Here is a 22,169-nt window from a genome sequence, read left to right as displayed (position 1 = left end):
AAGATGATATTTATAGATACTTGTTTTGGAAAAAAAAGTGATGTTATGCCTATTTGGATGATGCGTCAAGCAGGTAGATACCTAGCTGAATACAAGGCTACTCGTGCTAGAGCAGGAGATTTTTTAAGTCTTTGTAAGGATTATAAATTAGCTAGTGAAGTTACGCTTCAGCCAGTGGATATACTAGATTTTGATGCAGCTATTATATTTTCAGATATTTTAGTAGTGCCACTTGAGTTGGGCTTACCACTTAGATTTGAAGCAGGTGAAGGTCCTGTGTTTGATGAGATAATATCAAGTGAAATTGATGTAGAAAAATTAAATATAAATGCAGCTAGTAAATTAATTTATGTTTATGACGCTATAAAATTAACTCGTGAAAAATTAGCTTCAAATAAAGCTTTAATAGGATTTTGTGGTGCTCCTTGGACTTTAGCAACATATATGATAGAAGGAAAAGGCTCTAAAACTTATGCAAAAAGCAAAAGAATGATTTATGAAAATCCAGCCCTAGCACATAAATTATTAGCAAAAATTACTGAAGTTTTAAAAGAATACTGCGAAAATCAAATAAAAGCAGGTGCTAATGCTATTCAGATTTTTGATAGCTGGGCTAATGCGCTTGAGCCTAGTGCTTATTTGGAATTTGCTTGGAAATATATTCAAGATTTAGCGAGTTATTTAAAGACAAAATATCCACATATTGCAATAATTGCTTTTCCTAAAGGAGTAGGTGGTTTTATTGAATGTTTAGATGCAAAAATTGATGTTTTAGGTGTTGATTGGAGTACTCCACTTCAAGTAGCAGCAAAAACTCCTTATGTATTACAAGGAAATCTTGAGCCTTGCAGACTTTATAGCAAAAAAGCTATAAAAGAAGGCGTTGAAATCATAAAAGAACTTACAAAAGATAAGGCTCATATATTTAATTTAGGGCATGGAATTTTACCTGATATTCCAGTAGAAAATGTAAGATATTTAATAGATTGTGTAAGAAATGCTTAGTTTAATATCTCTTGGCGGGACAATTTCTATGCTTAATTTAGGCGAAGGAGCAATTCCTAGCCTAAATGCTGATGAATTAACAAGTTCATTTAAAGACATTAATGCAATAACTTTTAGCAATATCTCAAGTCCAAATATAACTTTTTCAATGTTAATTGAAGTTTTAAATCTTGCAAGAGAAGAGATTAAAAAAGGCTCTCGTGCTGTAATTATTACTCAAGGAACTGATACTTTAGAAGAAAGTTCATTTTTTTGTAATTTATTTTGGGATTTAGATGAGCCACTAATTTTTACAGGTGCTATGAAAAATCCTAGCGAGTTAGGAAGTGATTATCTAGCTAATATTAGCAATGCAATTACTTTAGCAAATAGTGAGTTAGCAAGGGGTTTAGGTGTGCTTTGTGTATTAAATGATAGCGTTCATTCAGCACAATTTATCCATAAAAGCAATTCATTTAGTCTTGAAACTTTTACAAGTTTTAATCGTGGTTTGGTTGGAGAGATTAAAGAAGGTAGGTTTTATTTATTTAATAATAATTATAAAAGGCTAAAACTAAAGCCTTTAAAAGAAATTACTAAAAAAGTAGCCTTACTAAAAATGTGCCTTGATTTTGACAATGATATGCTTGAATATGCTTTAAATAATTATGATGGTTTGGTAATTAGTGGCTATGGAGCAGGGCATGTAATGGCTAGAGCTATGCCAATTATTCAAAAAGCAAATATTCCAATAATTATGACAAGTAGATGTGAAAGTGGTAAAGCAGGTCTTAGAACCTATGCTTATGCTGGAGCTGAAGTTGATTTGATTAAAAATGGTGTAATTATGAGTGAATATTTAAGTGATGTTAAGGCTAGAGCTTTATTAATTAGTGCTTTATCTTTAGGAATTACAAATATAAAAGGTATGATTGAAGAATTGATTTAAAGGCAAATAAATTGCCTTTAAACTTATAGTTTTTCTTTTATTTTTTCTGCATCAAATCCAAAATATTTAAATACATCTTTTTCTTTACCACTAGCGCCAAAACTATCCATTATGAAAAGTTCATCGCAGTATTTATATAATTCATAAGACCTTGCAGCTTCTATTCCGATAATCTTGCCTTTTAATAAAGATTTATCAAATTCTTTATCAAATAATTCAAAGCAAGGCATACTTAATACATTTATATTTTTATCTTTTGCAACTTCAAGTGCAAGTGCAACCTCACTACCACTTGCAATTATTGTAGCTTCTGCATTATCGCTATATTTTATAAAATAAGCTCCCTTGCTAATATCAGGAATACTTGTATTTAAGCTTGGAAGTGCTGAGCGACTAAGTGTGAATGCACTTGGATTATTTAGCTTTAAAGCTACTTGCCAACAAGCTATATTTTCAGCCATATCAGCAGGACGGAAAGTGTATAAATTAGGAATATTTCTAAGAGTGCTGATTTGCTCAATTGGTTGATGAGTTGGACCATCTTCTCCTACTCCTATGCTATCGTGTGAAAATACAAAAAATGCTTTTAAATTCATTAAAGCCGCTAATCTTATTGAAGGCTTTAAATAATCACTAAATACTAAAAATGTAGCACAAAACGGATGCAAACCATATCTTGCCATTGCATTTATAATAGCACCCATTGCATGCTCACGAATACCAAAAGCTATATTTTTACCACCATTTCTAATATCTGCATAATCTTTTAGATAAGTTTTATTTGATGGTGCTAAGTCTGCTGAACCACCTAAAAATGTAGGAATTTGTTTTGCTATTTCGTTTAGACAAGCGTGGTTGCTATCTCTTGTAGCGTAATTTTTACTTAAATCAAGTTTAGAAAAATCCACATTTAAATCTTTTTTGCCTTCTAAATAAGCTATAAATTCTAATTGTTCATCATTAAATTTATTTGCTTTATCCCAACTTGCAAAATACTCATCACTTCTTTTACACATTTTCTCAAAGCCATTTTTAGCTTCGCTATCTATATAAAACTCTTCTTCATTCCAATTAGCAGCTTTTTTAGCTTTTAAAGCTAGTTCAGCACCTAGTGGTGAGCCGTGAGTTTTCTCGCTTCCTTCTAATTCACAAGCACCTTTTCCAATCTTGGTTTTAGCTATGATAATACTTGGACGCTCAGCATTTTTAGTCATTTCTAAAGCCTTGCTAATTTCATCAAAATTATGCCCATCAATAGTATAAACATCAAAGCCAACGCTATTAAATCTAGCCTTTATATCATCACGAAATGCTTGTTTTACATCGCCTTCAATACTAATTTCGTTACTATCATAAATTAATACTAAGTTATTTAAATTATGAACATTTGCTAAAGAACAAGCCTCATAGCTAATTCCTTCTTGCAAATCCCCATCTCCACAAAGGCAGTATATTTTATGATTTAACGAATTATTTAGTTTGCTACTAGCAAATTTTGCTGCCATTGCGAAACCAACAGCATTTGCAATACCTTGACCAAGTGGGCCTGTATCTATTTCTACTCCGTGAGTTTTAATTTCAGGATGCCCTGCTGCAAGTGAGCCTAATTGGCGAAAATTTTTAAGCTCATCAAGACTTAAATTAAATCCACTTAAATGTAAAAACGAATATATTAAAGAACTTGCGTGTCCGCCTGAAAATACTAATCTATCACGATTTATATGATTTTTTGTATTTAGATTAATTTTTGTGCTAAGCACTGCTAAAATATCACTAAGTCCCATTGCTACGCCTGGATGGCCACTATTTGCACGATTAATCATATCTACACTTAAAAATCTTAAATTATTTGACATTTTTTCTAACATTTATTTTCCTTTGTTAATTGTTATAAAGAATTGAAAATCCCCGTTTTTATTCTCGTCTTTAATATATCTTTGAATTAATATATTTAAAACACCGCTTTGCTGAATTTGTTTATTAAAATCTGCTTTAGTATTTACTATTACATTATTTACTCTTAGGATTTTATCTTTTAGCTTAAAGCCTAAATTTTTATTTGAAATTCCTATTACATTTAGATTATTATCTAAAGTTATTCCTAAAGAATTTGAAATCTGTTTTTTAACAATTGCTTTTTTTGTTGTAAATACTGGTTGTTCATATATTTTAGGACTTACAACAGAGCTTATATTAATTTCTTCATTATCTCTTAAAACTTTTAAATAAATAGTGCTTTGATTTTCTGCAAAAAGTATTCTTTCATTTAATGCCCTAAGTGATTCTATAGGCTTATCATCTATGCTTAAGATTTCATCATTTAATCTTAAGTTGCTATTAAAAGTAATACCACTTACAAAATATCTATCCCCTCTTTGAGTAAATGTAGCACCAATATCGCCCCAATAAACATCATTATATTTTTTGAAATGATTTAAATAGCGATTGCCTATGAATTCTCCATTTAATAAACTAATACCTAAAACCTTGCAACAAGGAGAATTTAATAAACCAATTTTTGTATTAAAATCAAGCTTATCTTTTTCAAATAAACCTTGAGCTAGATATTTTAAATGTCCTATATATTCTTTTTTAGCATCAATAATTCCTAGCCAATCATTTCTAGTTCTTGTTGTTTCATCATCTGTTATTGGCTTTATTAAAGAAAAATCAGTCCTTACTAAATAAAGATTTAAAAATGGGTCGTATTTAATGTATGAATTTAATTTTGTATCAGGTAATTTTACTACAGCTAAAAGATTTTCATCTAACACAAAAGCAGGTAAGCCTTCGTAATTTAACATACTTGCTTTATTTTTTTCATAACATGCTAAATAATCATCAAATGTAGGTCGCTCTACGCCAAATAAGGTCGCTACTAACATTAAAGATAATGCAAGTTTTCTCATTTTCCTGCCTTAAAAAACATATCAGCCGCAGCATTTTTTGTACTTGAACTTGCACTTTCTAATGCTTCATTTAGTGCAGAAATTAATAATATTTGCATAGATGATTTGTCTTTTAATAATTCATCATCTATTTTTATATCAATTACTTGAAATTTGCCATTTACTTTAACTTCTACCATTCCAGCACCACTTTTTGCTACAAATTCTTTATTTGCTAATTCGTTTTCAAATTCTTTAGCTTTATTTTGGACATCTTGCAACATTTCTTGCATTTTAGAAAAATCAAAATCTTTAAACATATTCACCTTTCAATCTAATTTTTTCTTCATAATTGTGTATTTCATCTAAGCATTCAAGTGCTACTTTTTCATCTAAAAATGTATATTTTACACCTTTTATTTCTTGGTAATCTTCATCACCTTTACCTAAAATCATAACACATTCATTTTTATTTTGAGCTAAAAGTGCTTTATAAATTGCTAATCTTCTATCAATTACAATATTTATATTTTTTAATTCGTTTTCGCTTAAGCCATCTATCATATCTTTAAGAATTGCAATAGGTTCTTCATCTCTTGGATTATCACTTGTTAAAAATAAAGTTTTTGCATAATGACTAGCTATTTTTGCCATAGGAGTTCTTTTACTTTTATCGCGATTACCACCTGCGCCTAATACTACTATTAATTCTTTATGCTTCATTGCTTCTAGCACATTAGCAATTCCATCTGGAGTATGGGCAAAATCTACTATTATTTCTTTATTATATTTATTAGGAATGCTTTGCATTCTTCCCATTACCCCTGCATAATTAGCAATAGCATTAGTTAAATCATCTTTAGTAGGTTTTACTAATTCATTAACACAAGTAAAAGCTGCAAGAAGATTATAGATATTAAATAAGCCTTTTAAAGAAGAGCTAATCTCATAAAGCTCATTTTTAACAGCAAAAACTGCTTCAATACCATCAATTAATGTGTAAGCTTTTACGCTATATAAAGCAGGATTTTCTATACCATAAGTAATAGCACCTTTTACATTATAAGAAAATTTATAAGCATCTTGATTTATTATTTTTAAGCATTCATCTTGAAAAAAACTTGCTTTACAATTTGCATAATTTTCAAAAGTTTCGTGAAAATCTAAATGGTCTTGAGTTAAATTAGTATAGATTTTAGCAGCGAATTTCATATCTCCACAGCGATTTTGTGCAATTGCGTGAGAGCTTACTTCCATTACAAAATATTCGCAATTATTTAAAGTTGCAATTTGTAAATACGATAACAATTCTAATAAAAATCCTGTTGTTAAAGATTTTGCAGCAACTTTTTTATCATTACAAAATGCCCCACGAGTTCCACATAAAAATACTTTTTTACCTAAATCAAGCAATATAGAATAAATTGCAGCAGCGGTAGTGGTTTTACCATTTGTGCCTGTTATACCTATAATTTTTATATTTTCATTGATTTTTAAAAGTTCTCTTGCTTTTGCTTCGTTAATTACTAAAGCACCTTTAGATTTTGCATCGTTTTCGTATTTGGAATTTGAATTAGTTAGTAAAAAATAACAACCTTTTTCACATTCATTTGAATTATCTGTTATGTAAGAATTATCTAAATTAACTTTCATAGTTTTTCAAAAGCTTCCTTTCCACCTTCAAGATTTATTAGCGAAATATTGCTATCAATTTGTTCTTTTAAAGCCCTTTCAAGCCCTAATTTTAAAGTGGTATTTGCAGCAGCACAACCATGACAAGCACCAAGTAATTTTATATAAACAACCCCGTTTTTAACACCCAAAAACTCCAAATCGCCACCATCATTATGAAGTATGTGAAGCTTTGATTTTAGGACATTTAAACAAGGTTCAATTAATTCTTCATCACTAAATATCATAATTTTTCCTTATTGTAATTTGTGTTATTGTGCTTTAATAAAATAAATATTCATTAACTAAGTTAGATGATAATTTTTATTTACAAATATTTTTTTAGGAGAATAAAATGGCAAAAGAATTAACAAGTGAAAATATTAATTTAGCTAAAAAAGGCGTTGCTTTAGTAGATTTTTGGGCACCATGGTGTGGACCTTGCAGAATGCTTGCACCTGCTATTGAAGAATTAGCAAATGAATTTGAAGGTAAAGCATTAGTGGCTAAAGTTAATATTGATGATTGTGAAGAATTAGCTGCTGAGTTTGGAATTCGCTCAGTTCCTACTATGTTGTTTTTCAAAAATGGCGAAATAGTTGATACAGTAATTGGTGCTCAAGCAAAACAAGCTTTAGCTGATAAATTAAACTCACTATTATAATAAAATGATAAATCTAGCAGTATTTGGGGCAAATGGTAGAATGGGTAAGGAGCTAGTAAAACTAGCTTTGGCTGATGAGAATATTGATTTGGTATATTCTTTTACTAAGGAAAATAATGATTATAATGAGCTTTTTAAAGCTAATGTTATAATAGATTTTTCTACTCCCGCTGCTAGTGTTGAGTTACTTGAAAAAGCTAGCTTATTAGATAATCCACCAGCTTTAGTTGTTGGAACTACTGGGCTTAAAGATGAATATTTTAAAAAAGCTAAAACTTATAAAGGTAAGTTTTTTTGGGCTTCTAATACTTCATTGGGTGTTGCAATATTAAATGAACTTACGAAAATTGCTGCACTTGCTTTAAAAGAATTTGATATAGAAATTTATGAAAAACATCATAAACATAAAGTTGATGCTCCTAGTGGAACAGCTCTAACATTAGCAAAAAATGCACTTGAAGCTAGAAATAAAGCTTTAAATAAAGAGCATAAGATTTGCTTTAACAGAGAAGGCAAAAGAGAAGATAACGAAATAGGTTTAGTAAGCCTTAGAGGTGGAAGCGTTGCAGGGTATCATAGTGTTGGGTTTTATGGAGATGATGAAAGTATAGAATTAATTCATAATGCAAATTCTAGAGTAATATTTGCTAAAGGTGCTATTAATGTAGCAAAATGGCTTATTACTAAAGAGAATAAAAATTATTCTATGAGTGATTTTGTAGGTGAATTATTAAATAAGTAAATTATAAAAACATATTTTATTTTTAAGATTGCTTATAAAATTTGCAATTAGTATTGCTTAATAACGAATAAAAATAATACCCTTAAACAATACAGGTTTAAAATTTATAATCGTTATTTGAGCTTAATTTTTACAATATAAGTGATTTATAAAAAGGGCTTTTGCTTTATAAAATGTTTTTAAAATCCTTAAAATGTAATTTAATAATTTTTGTAAAATCTGCTAAGTTGATTTTTAAAATTAATTGATTTGCAAAAGTTGATAGAATTGTTTATTAAAACAAATATTAAATTTTTAATAGAATTTTAACTGATATATTTTACAACTTCATAAGATAAATTAGTATTTAAATTTATGGATTGTATTTGCTTTAAAATATTGATAAAGTTTTTTATTGCAAGATAATTGTCGTTGTAAAATAAACTTGTTTTTATATTCTTTTATATTCATAAATTTATATATCAAACTAGAAATAAACTTATAATTCAAAGAATTTAATAGGCGTATTTTTCTTGGTTTATTATGAAACCTTTATCTAATTATATGTTAGTGTGATATTTAGAAATTACGATTTCTCGTAATTTCTTAGTTTTAATGTAAATCTTTATTTAGTTTAATTGCTTTTTTATTAAAGCCTACTTGAAGTTTTCCATTAGTTGAGTTTAGTCTAAAGTGTAGGGCATTTAATCCTGATAATTCTTTAGCTTTATAAACATTTTTATCAAAATTAAAATTAGGATTTGCATTCTTAAGTCCATCGCACAATAATAATTCAACCTTGCTTCCACCTAAAATCGCAATACCTGCATCAATTACACAATCATCTCCTAAAACTATTCCTGTAACACTATTTGCTCCTAATAAACATCTTTTACCAACACTAATTGGTGTGCCATCAGTCCCGCTTAATACTCCTAAAATACTTGCACCACCGCCAACATCACTACCTTCGCCTACTATTGCAGAGCTTGAAATTCTACCTTCGCACATTACCGAACCTAGAGTTCCTGCGTTAAAATTCACATAACTTGCACCTGGCATAATCGTTGTTCCATTAGCTAAATGTGCTCCTAATCTAACCTTAGAAGTATCTAAAATCCTTGTATTATCAGCTGGGATTATTGTTTGTAAATATCTTGGGAATTTATCTACAAAATCAATTTCAGGATAAGTTTTGCTAAATTTTAATTCAGCTTCAAATTCTCTTAAATATTCTAATTCATAAGGTTTTGAATTGCTCCAAGCAAGATTTTTTAATAGTCCAAAAGCTCCATTTAGATTAATCTCTCTTGGTTTTACGAATTGTCTTGATAATAAATGTAGTTTTAAATAAACACTAGCAATACTTTTAGGTGCTTCATCGCTATTTAGTGCAACTAGGAAAAATCTTTCATTTTTTATATTTTTTAAAGCTGCTTTTAGACTTATTATATTTTCGTGTCTTTTGCCATCGTTTTCAAAGCATTCAAAATGTTTTAAGATATTTTTGATTTGCTCTTCTTTAAGCTCGATACAAAACTCACTTTCATTTTTGTAATTATTTAGTGCTAATTCTTTAAAATACACAGCAAAAGTGCCGAAATTTTGCATATAATTTACATTTGCAAAATCAATATAAATTAATTCTTTGCTTTTTTGTCCGAAATACCCAACTCCTAAAGCAAAAGCAAGTGGTTTAAAAAAGTCTTTTTCGCTTTGAACTTTTTCACAAAATTCATTAAAATTATTCATAAAATCTCCTTAAATCATATAACTTGTTTGATATAAAGTAATTAGCTCTTTATAAAGGTCTTCATCACTTCGTTTTTCTATAATACCATTACTTGGAAATAATCCATCATAAATCATTTGAACATTTTTAAATCTATTAGGGTGCAAATGTGCTAATAGCTTTGCTGATATTTCTTTTCTTACTAAAACGGTTGGCGGGATTAGCCCTGAATGAAGCATTTCTCTAATCATTGATGAACGATATTTTATGTGATGATGAGCTCCGTGTGGGCATGATTTTGTGCTTACCATTACATTGCATTTATTACAAAATACAAATTCAGGTAAAACTATTAGCTCTAAGCCTGTTTTTTTAGATAATTCATCTATGGCTGTATGAGCTAAATTATTATCATAAAACAATCCTAAACCTTGATGATTTTGTCCTATTACTAGCTTATTTGCACCAAATGAACTTGCCAATAAACATTCGTAATTTGGGTCAAGGTAAGGACTAAATAAATCTATGTTTTTTAAATACACAGGGAAAATTCTCTCAAGTGGTAAAAAGTTTTTCGCATAGTATTCAAAGCATTCTTTTTTTGCTTGAAAATTTAAAGAATTTGTATCATATCCTTCAACTACGAAAATTATCACTAAATCAGCCTTATCAATAGTCCATCTTAGCATTCTTTCGTGTGCTCTTGTAATTGGGTCGGCATTTAGGATTAGGGCTGTTATTTTCTTGGCATTATTTTTTTTGATTTTATTATTTAGAGCAGTTTTTACTTTTTTAAATTCATTATTAAAAATCTCAACCTTTCCTGCTATGCAAGGATTTAATTCTTTATCTAATTTGCAAGTATTTGCACTAAATATATTTGTATATGCTTTATCATTATCAAAAGTAGTTGCTTGAGTGATTTTTCCTACTTTTTTATCATTTAATATTAATGTAATTTCATTGTTAAATTGATAGTTTTTAATATTATCATTTAATTCATAATTAGGAGAAAAAGCTAAAGTACAGGCTGATATATTTTTATCAATTGTGGCGGAATTAAATTCTTTAAAAACTTCTTCTTTATTTGGTAAATATCCATTGGTATTAAAAGAATTAATTTCAATTAAACTTAATATACTTAATTCTTTTTCAGTAATTTTTATTTCTTTTATTTTATTTTTTATTGATTCCATATTTTCTCCTTTTTTCCCAAAGTGATTTTCTGCTTAATCCTAATTTTTTACTAAGTTCTGTATCAGAATAGCTTTTTTGCCAATTAATTATCATATTTTTTATGTAATCATCAATTGTTAGAATTTCTCCTAATGCTAGTGTATTTGAATTGTCTTCTAGCTTAATTATATTAAAGCCTTCAATATCGGCATTTCCATTAGTGTGAAATATAAAATTTTGCCCTTTACTAAGCTTGATAATTTGCTCTAATTTAGAGCCTTTTAAAACTTGAAAATTTGTAAAATATCTAATATCTCTATCTCCTACTAATAAATTATTTAGATTAAATGAGCTACTTAAATCAGTAAAATGAATATTTACATTATGAGAAAATACATAATTAAAAACATAGCTATCTGCTAAGATTTGCTTATTTGTTTTTATTAGTGTTGGAAATACTAATCTTTTTGCTGTATGAAATTTTGAATCAATAACTGATTTTATATAGCTACTTAGTGCGGTATTTTGAGCTTTTAGCTTGTTGTAGCCATAAAAATAGTTTATTTTTCTAATAAGTTCTTCTATCATAAAAGGTTTTTGTATGTAATCATACGCTCCAGCTTCAATAGGCATACTAACTGTATCACTACTCACATAAGAAACTAACAATAATATAACGCTATTTTTATGATTTTGAATAACCTTTAAAAAATTATCTATATTAGTAGATAGCAAAATAACATCATAATATTTGTTTTTTATATCTTTAAAATCATTTGCAACTTCACAAATATATCCAGCATCATTTAGCTTTAAAGCCATACTTTGAGCTAAGTAAATCTCATTTTCAACTATTAATATTCTCATACTCGCTCCAATCAAATAATTTCATATTAACAACTACGCTTACGCTTATACCTTCGCATCGCCCAACAAAACCTAGTTTTTCTGTTGTAGTAGCTTTTATATTAATATTGCTTGTTTTTAGGGTAGTGATTAAATTTTTTAGCATTTCTTGTTTATGTTTTAAGAGTTTTGGTTTTTCAGCACATATTGTAATATCAGCATTAATTAGCTCGTATCCATAAGATTTGCATTTATCATAAGCAAGTTTTAATAGTTGCATAGAATTTGCGTTATGATAATTATCATCATCAGGGCTAAAAGCAGCCCCAATATCTCCTAAGCCACAAGCTCCAAATAAAGCATCAGTAAATGCGTGAGCTAATACATCTCCATCAGAGTGTGCTTTTAGAGCATATTCTTTTCCTAGTCTTACACCTGCTAAGATTAATTCTTCATTTTTATTATCTTCATCTAATTTATGCCCTACATTAGAGTGGCAAAACTCATGAACATCGTATCCATATCCAACAAAAATATCTTTACTTGGCTTTGCTAGATTGAGTAATTTTAATTTTTGCAAGTCATTTTTTGTAGTTATTTTAAAGCTTAATTCATCTCCATTTATAGCTTTTATTGTTCCGTTATTTGCTAATATTGCCGAGCTTTCATCTGTAAAATTTTTTAAATTCGCAGATTTTAAAGCAGAGCTTTTGCTAAGTTGTGGGGTTTGAACCAATCTTAGTTCATTTCTATTTAAATAGCATTGTTTTTCTTCATTATAAATTGTATCAACAATTTTAATAGCTGGAAAAACGCAATCATAATTTTTAGCATTTAATATAAGTTCGTTTAACACATTAGGATTTATAAAAGCTCTTGCTACATCAGTAATTAAAACATATTGAGAATTTACTTTTTCTAAAGCATTTTCAATACTTTCAAATCTTTCTTTACCGCCTTTAACATAAATATAATTTGGCTCTTTAACTTCATAAAAACAAGGCTCATCACAAACAATTATTATTTTTGAAAACTTATATAATTTCTCAAATTCTTTTGCTAAATATAGCCATAATGGGGATTTATTTATATATAAATTTTGCTTTTTACAAGGTAAATTAAACCTAGTAGAATTACCTGCAGCTAATAAAATAAGCGTTATATCCAACATAATTATCCTTAAAATTATGATTTTGAGTAAGTTTTTAACATAATTTTATTTAAATCTTATCTAAAATGTAACATTTTTATAAATTAAATTAAAAATTGTTACATTCCGTAACAAGTTATAAAGATACTATGATTTTTTTAGCGGGAATTTGAAATTGAATTACATCATTTATTGAGTAATTTTTACATAATTTATTTTTTTTACCAATTGCTTTGATGATTTGATTATTGAAATTTAATGTAAAATAAATTAGCTCATCTTTAATATCTATATTTTGAATAATTGCATTAAAGCTATTTTCTTTATTATTTTCTAATTCTATAAAATTAATTTTTGTTATTAATATAACTTCATCAAATAATTTTAGATTTAATTCAGTAAGAGCAGCTACTGAAATATTTGCTTTTATTAAGTCATCACCGCATTTGCAAGTTAGATTTATATAATTTTTCTCATTTTTAATCTCAACTATTTTAGCCTTAATTTTATTTTGAGCTGATAGTTTATAGGTAAAATCATCATTGAGTTTGGCTTTAAATTTGCAAAACTCTTCATATTTTTTTAATATATCTTCACTAAAAGCACTTAATTTACTTCCTTCTTTTCTTGAAGTATTTGAAAATAGATTATACTCACTAGCTTTGCTTATTTCATCAAGACTATCCCAAGCATTTTTATAAGAAATATTTAAATTCTTAGCAGCTTTGCTAATGCTTTTGTCTGTTTTAATTTGTTGTAAAAGCAATATATGTTTTTTTGTAATTTTTACATTATCATTTAAAATAAATTCAATTTCTAGATTAATTTTCATAGTTTGTTCTTAATATTTTTTTGTTATTATTTGCCAAAAATACTAAATATGGAGTAATTTTGTGATAAAAAAATTATTTTTTATCCTTTCTTTGATTACACTAGTAGTTGCGAACGAAATTGATGATTTTGAAGCAGAATTTAATCAAGTAGAAAGAGTAGATAAATTTTATAATTACAATAAAGCTGTTACTAGTTTTAATTATGCAGTTTATAATATGAGTTTAAGACCACTTAGCAATATTTACAATACTATCACTCCTCCAATAGTTAAAAAAGGTGTTAATAATTTTTTCCACAATTTAGGGTCTCCGCTTAGATTTATTACTTTATACTTGAGTGGAGAATTTAAATCAGGAACTGCTGAATTAGGAGCATTTTTAGGTAATACCACATTGGGTTTAGGTGGTATTTTAAGACCTTTTAAATATGAAAAAGAAAGTGATTTTGGCTTGATGCTTGCTAGATGGGGTGTTCCACCAGGAGAGCATATTGTTTTACCATTTTTAGGACCTTCAAATGTAAGAGATGCTTTGGCTTTGCCGTTTGATTATGCTTTAAAGCCTAATTTTTATTTAACTAATAATGCTAGTATTAGCGTTTCTACTTTTGGGCTGATTGATAAAACAAGTAGTAATTCTGCTTTAATTAATGAAGCTTATAAAAGTATAAATCCTTATGTAACAATAAGGGATTTTTATGAAAAAAACCGAAAGGAATTAGAATGAAAAAATTATTAATAATAGCTTTAAGCTTAGCAAGTTTATATGCTTACAAAATTGATACTTTTAAAGATGACATTGTTTTAGATGTTGCAAAAATACAAGATATCTTTAAAGGTGATGGCAACGATAAATCACAAGATTTATTTAATTTATTAAAAGATGATTTAGATATTGAATTAATGACAAAATTAGTTCTTTCAAAAAACGCTAATGAGTTAAGCGCTGAAAAATTAGCAGAATTTCAAAATATTTTTATAGAAAGACTTAAAAAAGATTTTTCATCTAAAATTGATTTGGTTAAAGGCAGTAGCCTTGAATTAACAAGCACTAATATAGATGATAAAAGATGTCAGGCAAATATGAAAGTTGAGTATGAAGAACAAGTTAAAGAAATGATATTTAAGTTTAGAATTATCAATAACGAATGTAAGTTATATGATATTGATATTTTAAATACAAGTTTAATAGCTAGTTATAGAGCTCAGTTTTTAGATATTATAAAACAGAGTGGAATTAATGGCTTATTTGAAAAGCTTAAATGAATAAAATAATTAATTTTCTTCTTGTAAATTCTAAAAAAGTTTTTATGATAACTCTTTTACTTTGTTTAGGGTTATCATATTATTCTACTAAGATAGAAGTTGAAGCAAAATCAACTAGCTTTTTCTTAGAAGATGATAAGGATTTACAACTATTTAATGAAAGTATAAAAACTTTTGGTTCTCAAGATTTTTTAGTATTAGCCTATAAAAGCCAAGGCGATGTCTTTAGTATTGAAAGTATTGAAAAACTTCAAAATATAGAGAAAAAACTATTAAAAATAGATGGTGTTAAATCAGTTCTTAGTATTTTAAATGCTCCATTATTTTTAAGTGATGGAAAAAGTATAAATGAAGGAGCTAATTTATTAAAAGCTAAAGATGAAATAAGTAAAAATAAATTTTATTTAAAGAATTTAATTAGCAAAGATTATTCGGTTGTTGATTTTTTAATATATGCAAACAATCCAGATGATTTGATTGTTACATTAAAGCAATTTGCGCTTGATAATGATTTGATTTTAGGTGGGATGAGCGTTATTGCAAGTGATATGATTACTTATGTTAAATCTGATTTATATGTTTATGGAATAGGGTTGTTTGTATTATTATCAATTGCTATTTTTATATTTTTTAGAAGTTTGTATTTTGTATTTGTTTGTATGTTTATATGCTTAATTTCTCTTTTTAGCACGACGGGAATTTTGGCGATTTTGGGTTATAACATAACCGTTATTTCAAGTAATTATGTAGCATTGGTTTTAATTATTACAATTTCTGTTATAGTGCATTTATTATCTCATTTTTCAGAACTTATAAACTTTAATAAAAATACAGATAGATTAACACAAGTAAGACACACATTATTAGCTAAGGCAAAACCTAGCTTTTATGCTATTTTAACAACCGTAGTTGGTTTTTTAAGTCTTGTTTTTTCAGGAATAAAACCTATTAGTGAATTAGGCGTTATGATGAGCATTGGTATTAGTGTTAGTTTGCTTTTATGCTATTTATATTTGCCTTATTTGTTACTTGCAAAAAAAGATTTTAAAAATGTATATTTTGCTAAAGAGCCTAAGTTTTTATTATTTTGTGCAAATACTGCAATAAATCATAGAAAAATAGTATATTTTGTAAGCTTGATAATAGTTGTTTTTGCCATTGTTTCAATTCCAAAGCTTAGTGCTGAAAATAGTTTTGTGAATTATTTTAAAGATAGTAGTGATATTAAAAAAGGTTTATTATTAATTGATGAAAAATTAGGCGGAACGCTTCCGTTAGATGTAATTGTTAAATTTAACGATGAAGACGATGAACAAGCTGATGAGTTTGCTGAATTTTTAGATAATAGTGATAAGTATTATTTAACACCATCAAAAGTAGAAATTCTAAAAAAAATTCATAATTTCTTAGAAAATCAAAATTATGTAGGCAGTGTTTTAAGCCTTTATTCGCTTTTAGATTTTGCAAAATCTATGAATAATGGTAAAGATATTGATGGCTTTTTGCTAAATATATTGCAAAATAACCTTGAAGAAAGCACTAAAAAGCAAATTATTTATCCATATTACAACGAAAAATCAAAAGAATTTAGAATAGCAATTAGAATGGTTGATAGTGATAAAACTTTAAAAAGAGCTAAATTTTTAAAAGATTTAAATGATAATTTAAGAGAACTTACAAAAAATGATAATATAAATATTCAAGTAAGTGGAGTTATGGTGCTTTATAACAATATGCTAAGCTCACTTATAAGTTCTCAAGTAGATACTCTTAATTTTGTTATACTTAGCTTATTTGCATTATTTTTAATAATTTTTAGAAATATAAGATTTAGTATTATTGGAATAATTGCTAATTTAATTCCTATTTCATTATTGTTTGCGATTATTGCTTTTAGCGGGCTAAGCCTTGATTTAATGAGTATTACAATTGCTGCAATTTCTATTGGAATTGGAGTTGATGATATAATACATTATGTGCATAGGTTTAAAGAAGAAATCAAAAAAAGGAATTTAAATGATGCTATTAGGGCAAGTCATCAAAGTATTGGTTCAGCACTTTACTATACAACTTGCACTATTGTTTTAGGATTTTGTCTTATGATGAGCTCTAATTTTACACCTACTATTTATTTTGGATTACTGACTGTTTTAGTTATGATTTTATTATTATGCGGTTCTTTGTTTTTATTGCCATCACTTATAATTAGTTTATATTTTAAGGGTTATTTTAAAAACGAATTATCAAAGAAGGATTTAAGTGCTTAAGTTTAATAATATAATTTGGCTTTTAAGAAAAAATTTTTTTATTACTTTTATTTTGCTTGTATTGGTTTTGTTTTTTAGTTTTTATGTGAATTTTACAACCGTCAATGATAAGCTAATTAACAATAATAAATTGATTTCTCATAGTATTCAAAATGCTATAAAACAGCATAAAATTAGACTAGATTTATATTCAAAAGCACTTGAGATGGATCCTGATTTAAAGAGTTTGGATTTAAATACATTTTCAGCATTTTATTATCTTAACGAAGATGGAGAAGTCTTAGATAAATTTAGTAGTGATGAGGTTGACCCTTTAAAAAAATTCATAGAAATTAATACTAGAAATTTAGTAGATAAGACTACTTATATTAGTGAATTAATAACCACAAAAGATTTACAAAGTAGCATATATTTTGCAAAAAAATTAGAGAATAATAAAAATACATTTTTGGTTGCAAAGCTTGATTTAAAAGAACTTTTAAAAAGTGTGAATAAATTTAATACAGATTATATATTAGTAGATTCTTTTGGTAATGTTTTGTATTCAAGTAATCAATCAAAATTAGATTTATCTGTCAATGTAAATGAGTTTAGTTACTATTGGTATTTATCTGGAATTTATCAAACAGCAAGTAATTCTGATAATATTATTAAAGAAGTAGAATATAGTGGCTTTAATGTAAGAAGCTTTATATCTGTAAGTGAGTATTTTAATTATTATTTTATATTGAGTGCATTTTTACTAATAATATTAGTTATGTATTTTTGGAATGCTTATCTTGATTCTATGTTGGTTGAAAATGGTTTAGTTAAGCAAGTAAGATATTGTTATGATTTACAAGGAGCTAGCGATATTGATGAGTTTCAAAATTTTGAGCTAATAGAAGGCTCTGATTTAGAAGACTTGCAAAAACAAACGGCATTTTCGGTTCTTGAATATAAAGATATTAAAAAAGAATATAGAGAATTAGAACAAAGACTTAGCTCTATGTTTAGTAAAAGCACAATTCCTATGCTAATGATTGATGCTTTTACGGCTAAGATTTTTAAAGCAAATCAATCAGCACTTGATTTTTATAATCAAAAAATTACAGGTATGTCTAAAATGAATTTGTATATGCTTGGTAAAAAAGAGCAAAGAGATACCATTATAGACCCGATAAATTTTGCAAACAATATGCAAAATTCTATTAAAAATCAAGGATTTTATATACAAACTGAACACTATGTGAATGGAGAAGACTTTAAAGAAGTTAAAATATATCCATTCGTTATGAGATCGGAGAGATTTTGCTATGATATTTTGATGATTTTAGATACTAATATGGTTAGTAAAAGTTATGAAAATATTAAATCTCAATATGAAGCTTTAGAAAAAAGTTTCATTATTACTATGAATTTTACCCTTAAAGGTGGTAAGTTAAAAATAAGAAGTTGTAGTAAAAATATAGATAGAATTTTAGGTTATACAGCTTTAAGTTATACTTATTTTAAAGAGCTTTTACATAAAAGTAGCTATCCTGCTTATATTGAATTTTTATTAAAATTAAAAAATCTTAAAGATAATAGTTTTACAAATTATTCTAAAGTAATTGAACAAAATTTATATTTAAGACAAAATAATGGTAGATATGCAGAATTTAAAGTTAGCTTTAATATTTCAAGAGATTATAATTATGATAGTAAACAAGCTAGGTTTTTAAATATAACAGCTCATCTTGCTTTATTAAAACAAGATATATTAGAAGATGAAATAAAAGAACCTATATCTTTTAGTGATATTTATAAACAAAGTAATTCTATCATAGGTATATTTGATAAAGAATTTAAATGTATTAGTGCTAATAAAGAACTAAGAAATTTATTAAATACTCAAAATGTACCTAAGATATATTTAAAAGACTTGTTAGCAAAAGAACAAGATAAAATTATTGCAAATATATTAGATGGCAAAACTTGTTCTATTAAGGATATTGTTTATTTAAAAGACTTTAATAATATATTGCATCCTAATAAATTAAGCTATGTTGTAACTAAGAATTCTTTAGGTGAGAATTTATATTGTTTAATTTTTAGACAAGAATATGACCCAGCAGAATTGGATAATTTTGTTGTATTTTGCAAAAATAGAATTGTAAATAATGAGAATTTAGATATTTTGTATTGCGAATATTACTATAAAGTAATTGGCAATAGAATTAACAATAATGAATCTTTTGATAATTTAGATTTTGATAAATTCTTAAATAATATTAGAAATTTTGATTTTACTAATGAAGAATTGGCTATTAAAGCAGATTATATGAGTAGATTAGTATCTTTAGTGAAAGAAAAAAATAGAGATAAAATTATGCAAATGTATGAAAACGGAAATAATATTTTTATAGGAGATATATATGAGCAAAGCTGACATATTAGTAGGTATTCAGTGGGGAGATGAAGGTAAAGGCAAAGTTGTAGATAAATTATGCGCTAACTATGATTTTGTATGTAGGAGTGCAGGAGGACACAACGCAGGTCATACTATTTGGGTTGATGGAGTTCGTTATGCTTTACATTTATTACCTAGTGGTATTTTGCATCATCGTTGCAAAAATGTAATAGGAAACGGGGTTGTATTAAATCCTGAAGTTTTGATTACAGAAATGGCTCAATTTGATAATTTAGAAGGTAGATTATTTATTAGTGATAGAGCTCATCTTAATTTAAGCTATCATGCACAAATTGATATTGCTAAAGAAAAATTTAAAGGTGATAATGCAATAGGAACGACTGGTAAAGGGATAGGACCTTGCTACGCTGATAAGATTTCAAGAAGTGGGCATAGAGTAAGTGAGTTGCTTGAACCTGAAAAACTTTGTAATGCAATTTTGAAAGATTTTGTGATAAATAAACCATATTTTGATACTTTAGGTGTAAATGCTCCTGATGCAAATGAGCTTTTAGCTAATCTTAAAAGATATAAAGAAATGTTAGCACCATTTATTTGTGATACTACAAGACTTATATGGAAAGCTTTAGATGAAGATAAAAAAGTCTTGTTAGAGGGTGCTCAAGGTAGTTTATTAGATATTGACCACGGAACTTATCCTTATGTAACTAGTTCAACAACTATTGCTGCAGGAGCTTTAAGCGGTTTAGGATTAAGCCCTTATGAAGCAGGCAAATCAATAGGAATAGTAAAAGCTTATACTACAAGAGTTGGACACGGACCTTTCCCTACAGAAGATAAAACAGAGCAGGGCGAAAGAATAGGCGAAATAGGAAAAGAAATAGGTGTTAGCACAGGTAGAAAAAGACGCTGCGGATGGTTTGATGCAGTAGCTGTAAGATATACTGCTAGATTAAACGGGCTTAGCGAACTTGCTTTAATGAAATTAGATGTTTTAGAAAATTTTGATAGCATTAAAATTTGTAAAGCATATGAATATAAGGGCGAAATAATTGATTATGTTCCAGCTGATTTAGAAAATGTAAAACCAATTTATGAAAGTGTTGATGGCTTTGGTAAAATTTATGGAATTAGAAGATACGATGATTTACCTGTAAATGCGAAAAAATATATCTCAAAAATTGAAGAATTAGTTGGTGTAAAAATAAAAATGATTTCTACTTCTCCTGAGCGTGAAGATACAATCATTTTATGAAATTTAAACAAATATTAAGTGTAAAAAAGCAAGCTTTACAAAATGCAGAGCTTGCTTTAAATAAAGCAAAACTTAAAAAAACTGCAATTGAACAAGAATTTGAATTAGTAAAAAAAGAATTAGACACATATCCAGAACCAAAAACTATACTTGAAATAAAATTAGCAAATGAAGCGATTTTTTTTAATTTAAATAAACAAAAAGAATTACTAGAAAAAATTAGTTTATGTGAAAAAGAGATAGTACATTTTACTCATTTGTATAAAAAAGCTTCGCTAGATTATGAGAAAATAAAATACTTACACGATGAAGAAATTAAAAAAAAGAAAAAAGAATTTGAAAAAAAACAAGCATTAGAGTTAGATGAGATTGCAACAATGAGATTTTTTGCAGCTAATCAAGATATAAATTAAGTTTAAGGTTTTTAGTAAGATATTTTATAAATTATTAAAAAAGGCTGTAAATCAAAAATAGCTTTATTTTAGATATACAACCGATATTCAAAAGAATATAATTAAAGCCATTGTTAATAATAAAGATAAGTATAGTAATATTTTTTTATTCTTACTACACGGAAGAAGAAAAAACGAAGTATTAAGCCTTAAGTGGAAAGATATAGATTTTAAAAACGAAAGCTATATAATACGCTCCGAAAATTGTAAAATCTCTAAAACTATGGAATATTCATTAACACCACTTTTAAAAGATAGATTAAAACTACATTTTGAATGGACTTTTTTCAATTCCGAAGAAGATTTCGTTTTTACAAACCCAGATACGGCAAATAAATATATAGATTTACGCAGAGCTTGGAATAACTTTTTAAATAAAAACAATCTACCAAAAATGAGACTTCACGACATAAGGCATTTAATAGGAACTTATGCTATTAATCATTTAGGACTTAGTATGGAAAGCGTAATGCTTACCTTAGGACATTCAAACATTACAACTACATACGGCTACTTAACACGCAATAAAAACCTTTCAAAAATGGTAATTAATAGCATTTTAGAAAGCGTTATAACTCCTTTAAATAACAATAATTAATTTTTACTAATTTATGCTTTATGCTTTGTGGGGGTATGGGGGAAACCCCCATAAAGGCTTAAAGTGTGTTCCACTTTAAGCCGTAGCATAAAAACGCTAAAGCGTTTTTACCCTAGTTAATGCGTTAGCATTAACACCACAAACGCATAAAAATGCCTTTTATTTCAAAAATCTACTAAAAACAATATTTACTTTATTATTAGCCCTTTAACGATTTAAAGCACCATTAAACGCATTTAAAGGCTATATCTTTAAGTTTATTAAATCTAAAGCTAAATAATCTAAGAGAGAATAAAAAGGGCGTGAGTTATGGCGGGGGGGGGGGG

Annotated in this window: 21 protein-coding genes; 11 read left to right on the top strand and 10 right to left on the bottom strand. The window is 27.3% G+C overall.

Annotated features, from left to right (window positions below; translation table 11 throughout):
- The first annotated feature begins 3 nt into the window (after positions 1-3).
- On the top strand, positions 4-1,005 hold the full coding sequence (gene hemE, locus AVBRAN9334_RS06730; protein WP_336607329.1) for a uroporphyrinogen decarboxylase: 1,002 nt from the start codon (positions 4-6) through the stop codon (positions 1,003-1,005).
- Positions 998-1,933, top strand: coding sequence for an asparaginase (locus AVBRAN9334_RS06725; RefSeq protein WP_336607328.1), 936 nt, complete (start codon positions 998-1,000; stop codon positions 1,931-1,933). The genes hemE and AVBRAN9334_RS06725 overlap by 8 nt, the downstream gene beginning before the upstream one ends.
- Before the next feature lie 23 nt (positions 1,934-1,956).
- Here AVBRAN9334_RS06725 and AVBRAN9334_RS06720 read toward each other — a convergent pair whose 3' ends face one another.
- Genes AVBRAN9334_RS06720 through AVBRAN9334_RS06700 form a run of 5 tightly spaced genes read right to left on the bottom strand, consistent with a single transcriptional unit; the run spans position 1,957 to position 6,743 of the window.
- Positions 1,957-3,801 carry a transketolase family protein gene (locus AVBRAN9334_RS06720; protein ID WP_239803550.1) on the bottom strand — a complete coding sequence of 615 codons (1,845 nt, stop codon included), beginning with the start codon at positions 3,799-3,801 and terminating at the stop codon, positions 1,957-1,959.
- Complete coding sequence (locus tag AVBRAN9334_RS06715; RefSeq protein ID WP_336607327.1) at positions 3,802-4,842, bottom strand: DUF7488 domain-containing protein; 1,041 nt, start codon at positions 4,840-4,842, stop codon at positions 3,802-3,804.
- Entirely contained in the window at positions 4,839-5,141 is a 303-nt protein-coding gene (locus AVBRAN9334_RS06710) for a YbaB/EbfC family nucleoid-associated protein (protein ID WP_214117222.1), read from the bottom strand. The genes AVBRAN9334_RS06715 and AVBRAN9334_RS06710 overlap by 4 nt, the downstream gene beginning before the upstream one ends.
- Entirely contained in the window at positions 5,134-6,474 is a 1,341-nt protein-coding gene (locus AVBRAN9334_RS06705) for a UDP-N-acetylmuramoyl-L-alanyl-D-glutamate--2,6-diaminopimelate ligase (RefSeq protein WP_336607326.1), read from the bottom strand. The genes AVBRAN9334_RS06710 and AVBRAN9334_RS06705 overlap by 8 nt, the downstream gene beginning before the upstream one ends.
- Positions 6,471-6,743 carry a NifU family protein gene (locus AVBRAN9334_RS06700; protein WP_214117289.1) on the bottom strand — a complete coding sequence of 91 codons (273 nt, stop codon included), beginning with the start codon at positions 6,741-6,743 and terminating at the stop codon, positions 6,471-6,473. Before AVBRAN9334_RS06700 ends, AVBRAN9334_RS06705 begins: the two co-directional genes overlap by 4 nt.
- A 104-nt stretch (positions 6,744-6,847) precedes the next feature.
- On the opposite strand from AVBRAN9334_RS06700, the gene trxA reads away from it, so the two are divergent.
- Together trxA and dapB are read left to right on the top strand one after the other, a co-directional pair.
- The gene (trxA, locus tag AVBRAN9334_RS06695; protein WP_214117217.1) at positions 6,848-7,156 is read left to right on the top strand and encodes a thioredoxin; all 309 of its coding nucleotides are present in this window, start codon (positions 6,848-6,850) and stop codon (positions 7,154-7,156) included.
- 4 nt (positions 7,157-7,160) lie between these two features.
- Complete coding sequence (gene dapB, locus AVBRAN9334_RS06690; RefSeq protein ID WP_214117215.1) at positions 7,161-7,898, top strand: 4-hydroxy-tetrahydrodipicolinate reductase; 738 nt, start codon at positions 7,161-7,163, stop codon at positions 7,896-7,898.
- Between the two features lie 591 nt (positions 7,899-8,489).
- On the opposite strand, the gene AVBRAN9334_RS06685 is transcribed toward dapB, so the two are convergent.
- The 5 genes from AVBRAN9334_RS06685 to AVBRAN9334_RS06665 form a co-directional block, all read right to left on the bottom strand.
- Complete coding sequence (locus AVBRAN9334_RS06685) at positions 8,490-9,629, bottom strand: tetrahydrodipicolinate N-succinyltransferase N-terminal domain-containing protein (protein ID WP_214117213.1); 1,140 nt, start codon at positions 9,627-9,629, stop codon at positions 8,490-8,492.
- 9 nt (positions 9,630-9,638) lie between these two features.
- Entirely contained in the window at positions 9,639-10,805 is a 1,167-nt protein-coding gene (locus AVBRAN9334_RS06680) for a sulfate adenylyltransferase (RefSeq protein WP_214117211.1), read from the bottom strand.
- On the bottom strand, positions 10,786-11,652 hold the full coding sequence (locus tag AVBRAN9334_RS06675; protein ID WP_336607325.1) for a response regulator: 867 nt from the start codon (positions 11,650-11,652) through the stop codon (positions 10,786-10,788). Before AVBRAN9334_RS06675 ends, AVBRAN9334_RS06680 begins: the two co-directional genes overlap by 20 nt.
- On the bottom strand, positions 11,633-12,802 hold the full coding sequence (gene ispF / locus AVBRAN9334_RS06670; protein WP_336607324.1) for a 2-C-methyl-D-erythritol 2,4-cyclodiphosphate synthase: 1,170 nt from the start codon (positions 12,800-12,802) through the stop codon (positions 11,633-11,635). The genes AVBRAN9334_RS06675 and ispF overlap by 20 nt, the downstream gene beginning before the upstream one ends.
- Positions 12,803-12,917: 115 nt before the next feature.
- Positions 12,918-13,613, bottom strand: a complete 696-nt coding sequence (locus tag AVBRAN9334_RS06665) for a molybdenum-dependent transcriptional regulator (RefSeq protein ID WP_214150508.1) — start codon at positions 13,611-13,613, stop codon at positions 12,918-12,920.
- Positions 13,614-13,674: 61 nt separating this feature from the next.
- Between AVBRAN9334_RS06665 and AVBRAN9334_RS06660 the strand changes: the two genes are divergently transcribed.
- The 7 genes from AVBRAN9334_RS06660 (at position 13,675) to AVBRAN9334_RS06630 (ending at position 21,843) form a co-directional block, all read left to right on the top strand.
- The gene (locus AVBRAN9334_RS06660; RefSeq protein WP_336607323.1) at positions 13,675-14,340 is read left to right on the top strand and encodes an MlaA family lipoprotein; all 666 of its coding nucleotides are present in this window, start codon (positions 13,675-13,677) and stop codon (positions 14,338-14,340) included.
- Positions 14,337-14,879, top strand: a complete 543-nt coding sequence (locus AVBRAN9334_RS06655; RefSeq protein WP_336607322.1) for an MlaC/ttg2D family ABC transporter substrate-binding protein — start codon at positions 14,337-14,339, stop codon at positions 14,877-14,879. Before AVBRAN9334_RS06660 ends, AVBRAN9334_RS06655 begins: the two co-directional genes overlap by 4 nt.
- A 44-nt stretch (positions 14,880-14,923) precedes the next feature.
- The gene (locus tag AVBRAN9334_RS06650) at positions 14,924-17,146 is read left to right on the top strand and encodes an efflux RND transporter permease subunit (protein WP_336607321.1); all 2,223 of its coding nucleotides are present in this window, start codon (positions 14,924-14,926) and stop codon (positions 17,144-17,146) included.
- The gene (locus AVBRAN9334_RS06645) at positions 17,139-19,556 is read left to right on the top strand and encodes a hypothetical protein (RefSeq protein ID WP_336607320.1); all 2,418 of its coding nucleotides are present in this window, start codon (positions 17,139-17,141) and stop codon (positions 19,554-19,556) included. The genes AVBRAN9334_RS06650 and AVBRAN9334_RS06645 overlap by 8 nt, the downstream gene beginning before the upstream one ends.
- Positions 19,543-20,793, top strand: a complete 1,251-nt coding sequence (locus AVBRAN9334_RS06640; protein ID WP_214117184.1) for an adenylosuccinate synthase — start codon at positions 19,543-19,545, stop codon at positions 20,791-20,793. Before AVBRAN9334_RS06645 ends, AVBRAN9334_RS06640 begins: the two co-directional genes overlap by 14 nt.
- Positions 20,790-21,206 (top strand): hypothetical protein, encoded by a 417-nt coding sequence (locus AVBRAN9334_RS06635; RefSeq protein ID WP_214117182.1) that lies wholly within the window; start codon positions 20,790-20,792, stop codon positions 21,204-21,206. Before AVBRAN9334_RS06640 ends, AVBRAN9334_RS06635 begins: the two co-directional genes overlap by 4 nt.
- 85 nt (positions 21,207-21,291) lie before the next feature.
- Complete coding sequence (locus tag AVBRAN9334_RS06630) at positions 21,292-21,843, top strand: tyrosine-type recombinase/integrase (protein WP_336607342.1); 552 nt, start codon at positions 21,292-21,294, stop codon at positions 21,841-21,843.
- Positions 21,844-22,169 lie beyond the last annotated feature (326 nt).

This window comes from Campylobacter sp. RM9334 (assembly GCF_020138145.1).
Lineage (GTDB): Bacteria > Campylobacterota > Campylobacteria > Campylobacterales > Campylobacteraceae > Campylobacter_E.
The sequence above is the reverse complement of the archived record's forward strand: the minus strand, read 5'-3'. Positions and strand labels throughout refer to the sequence as shown.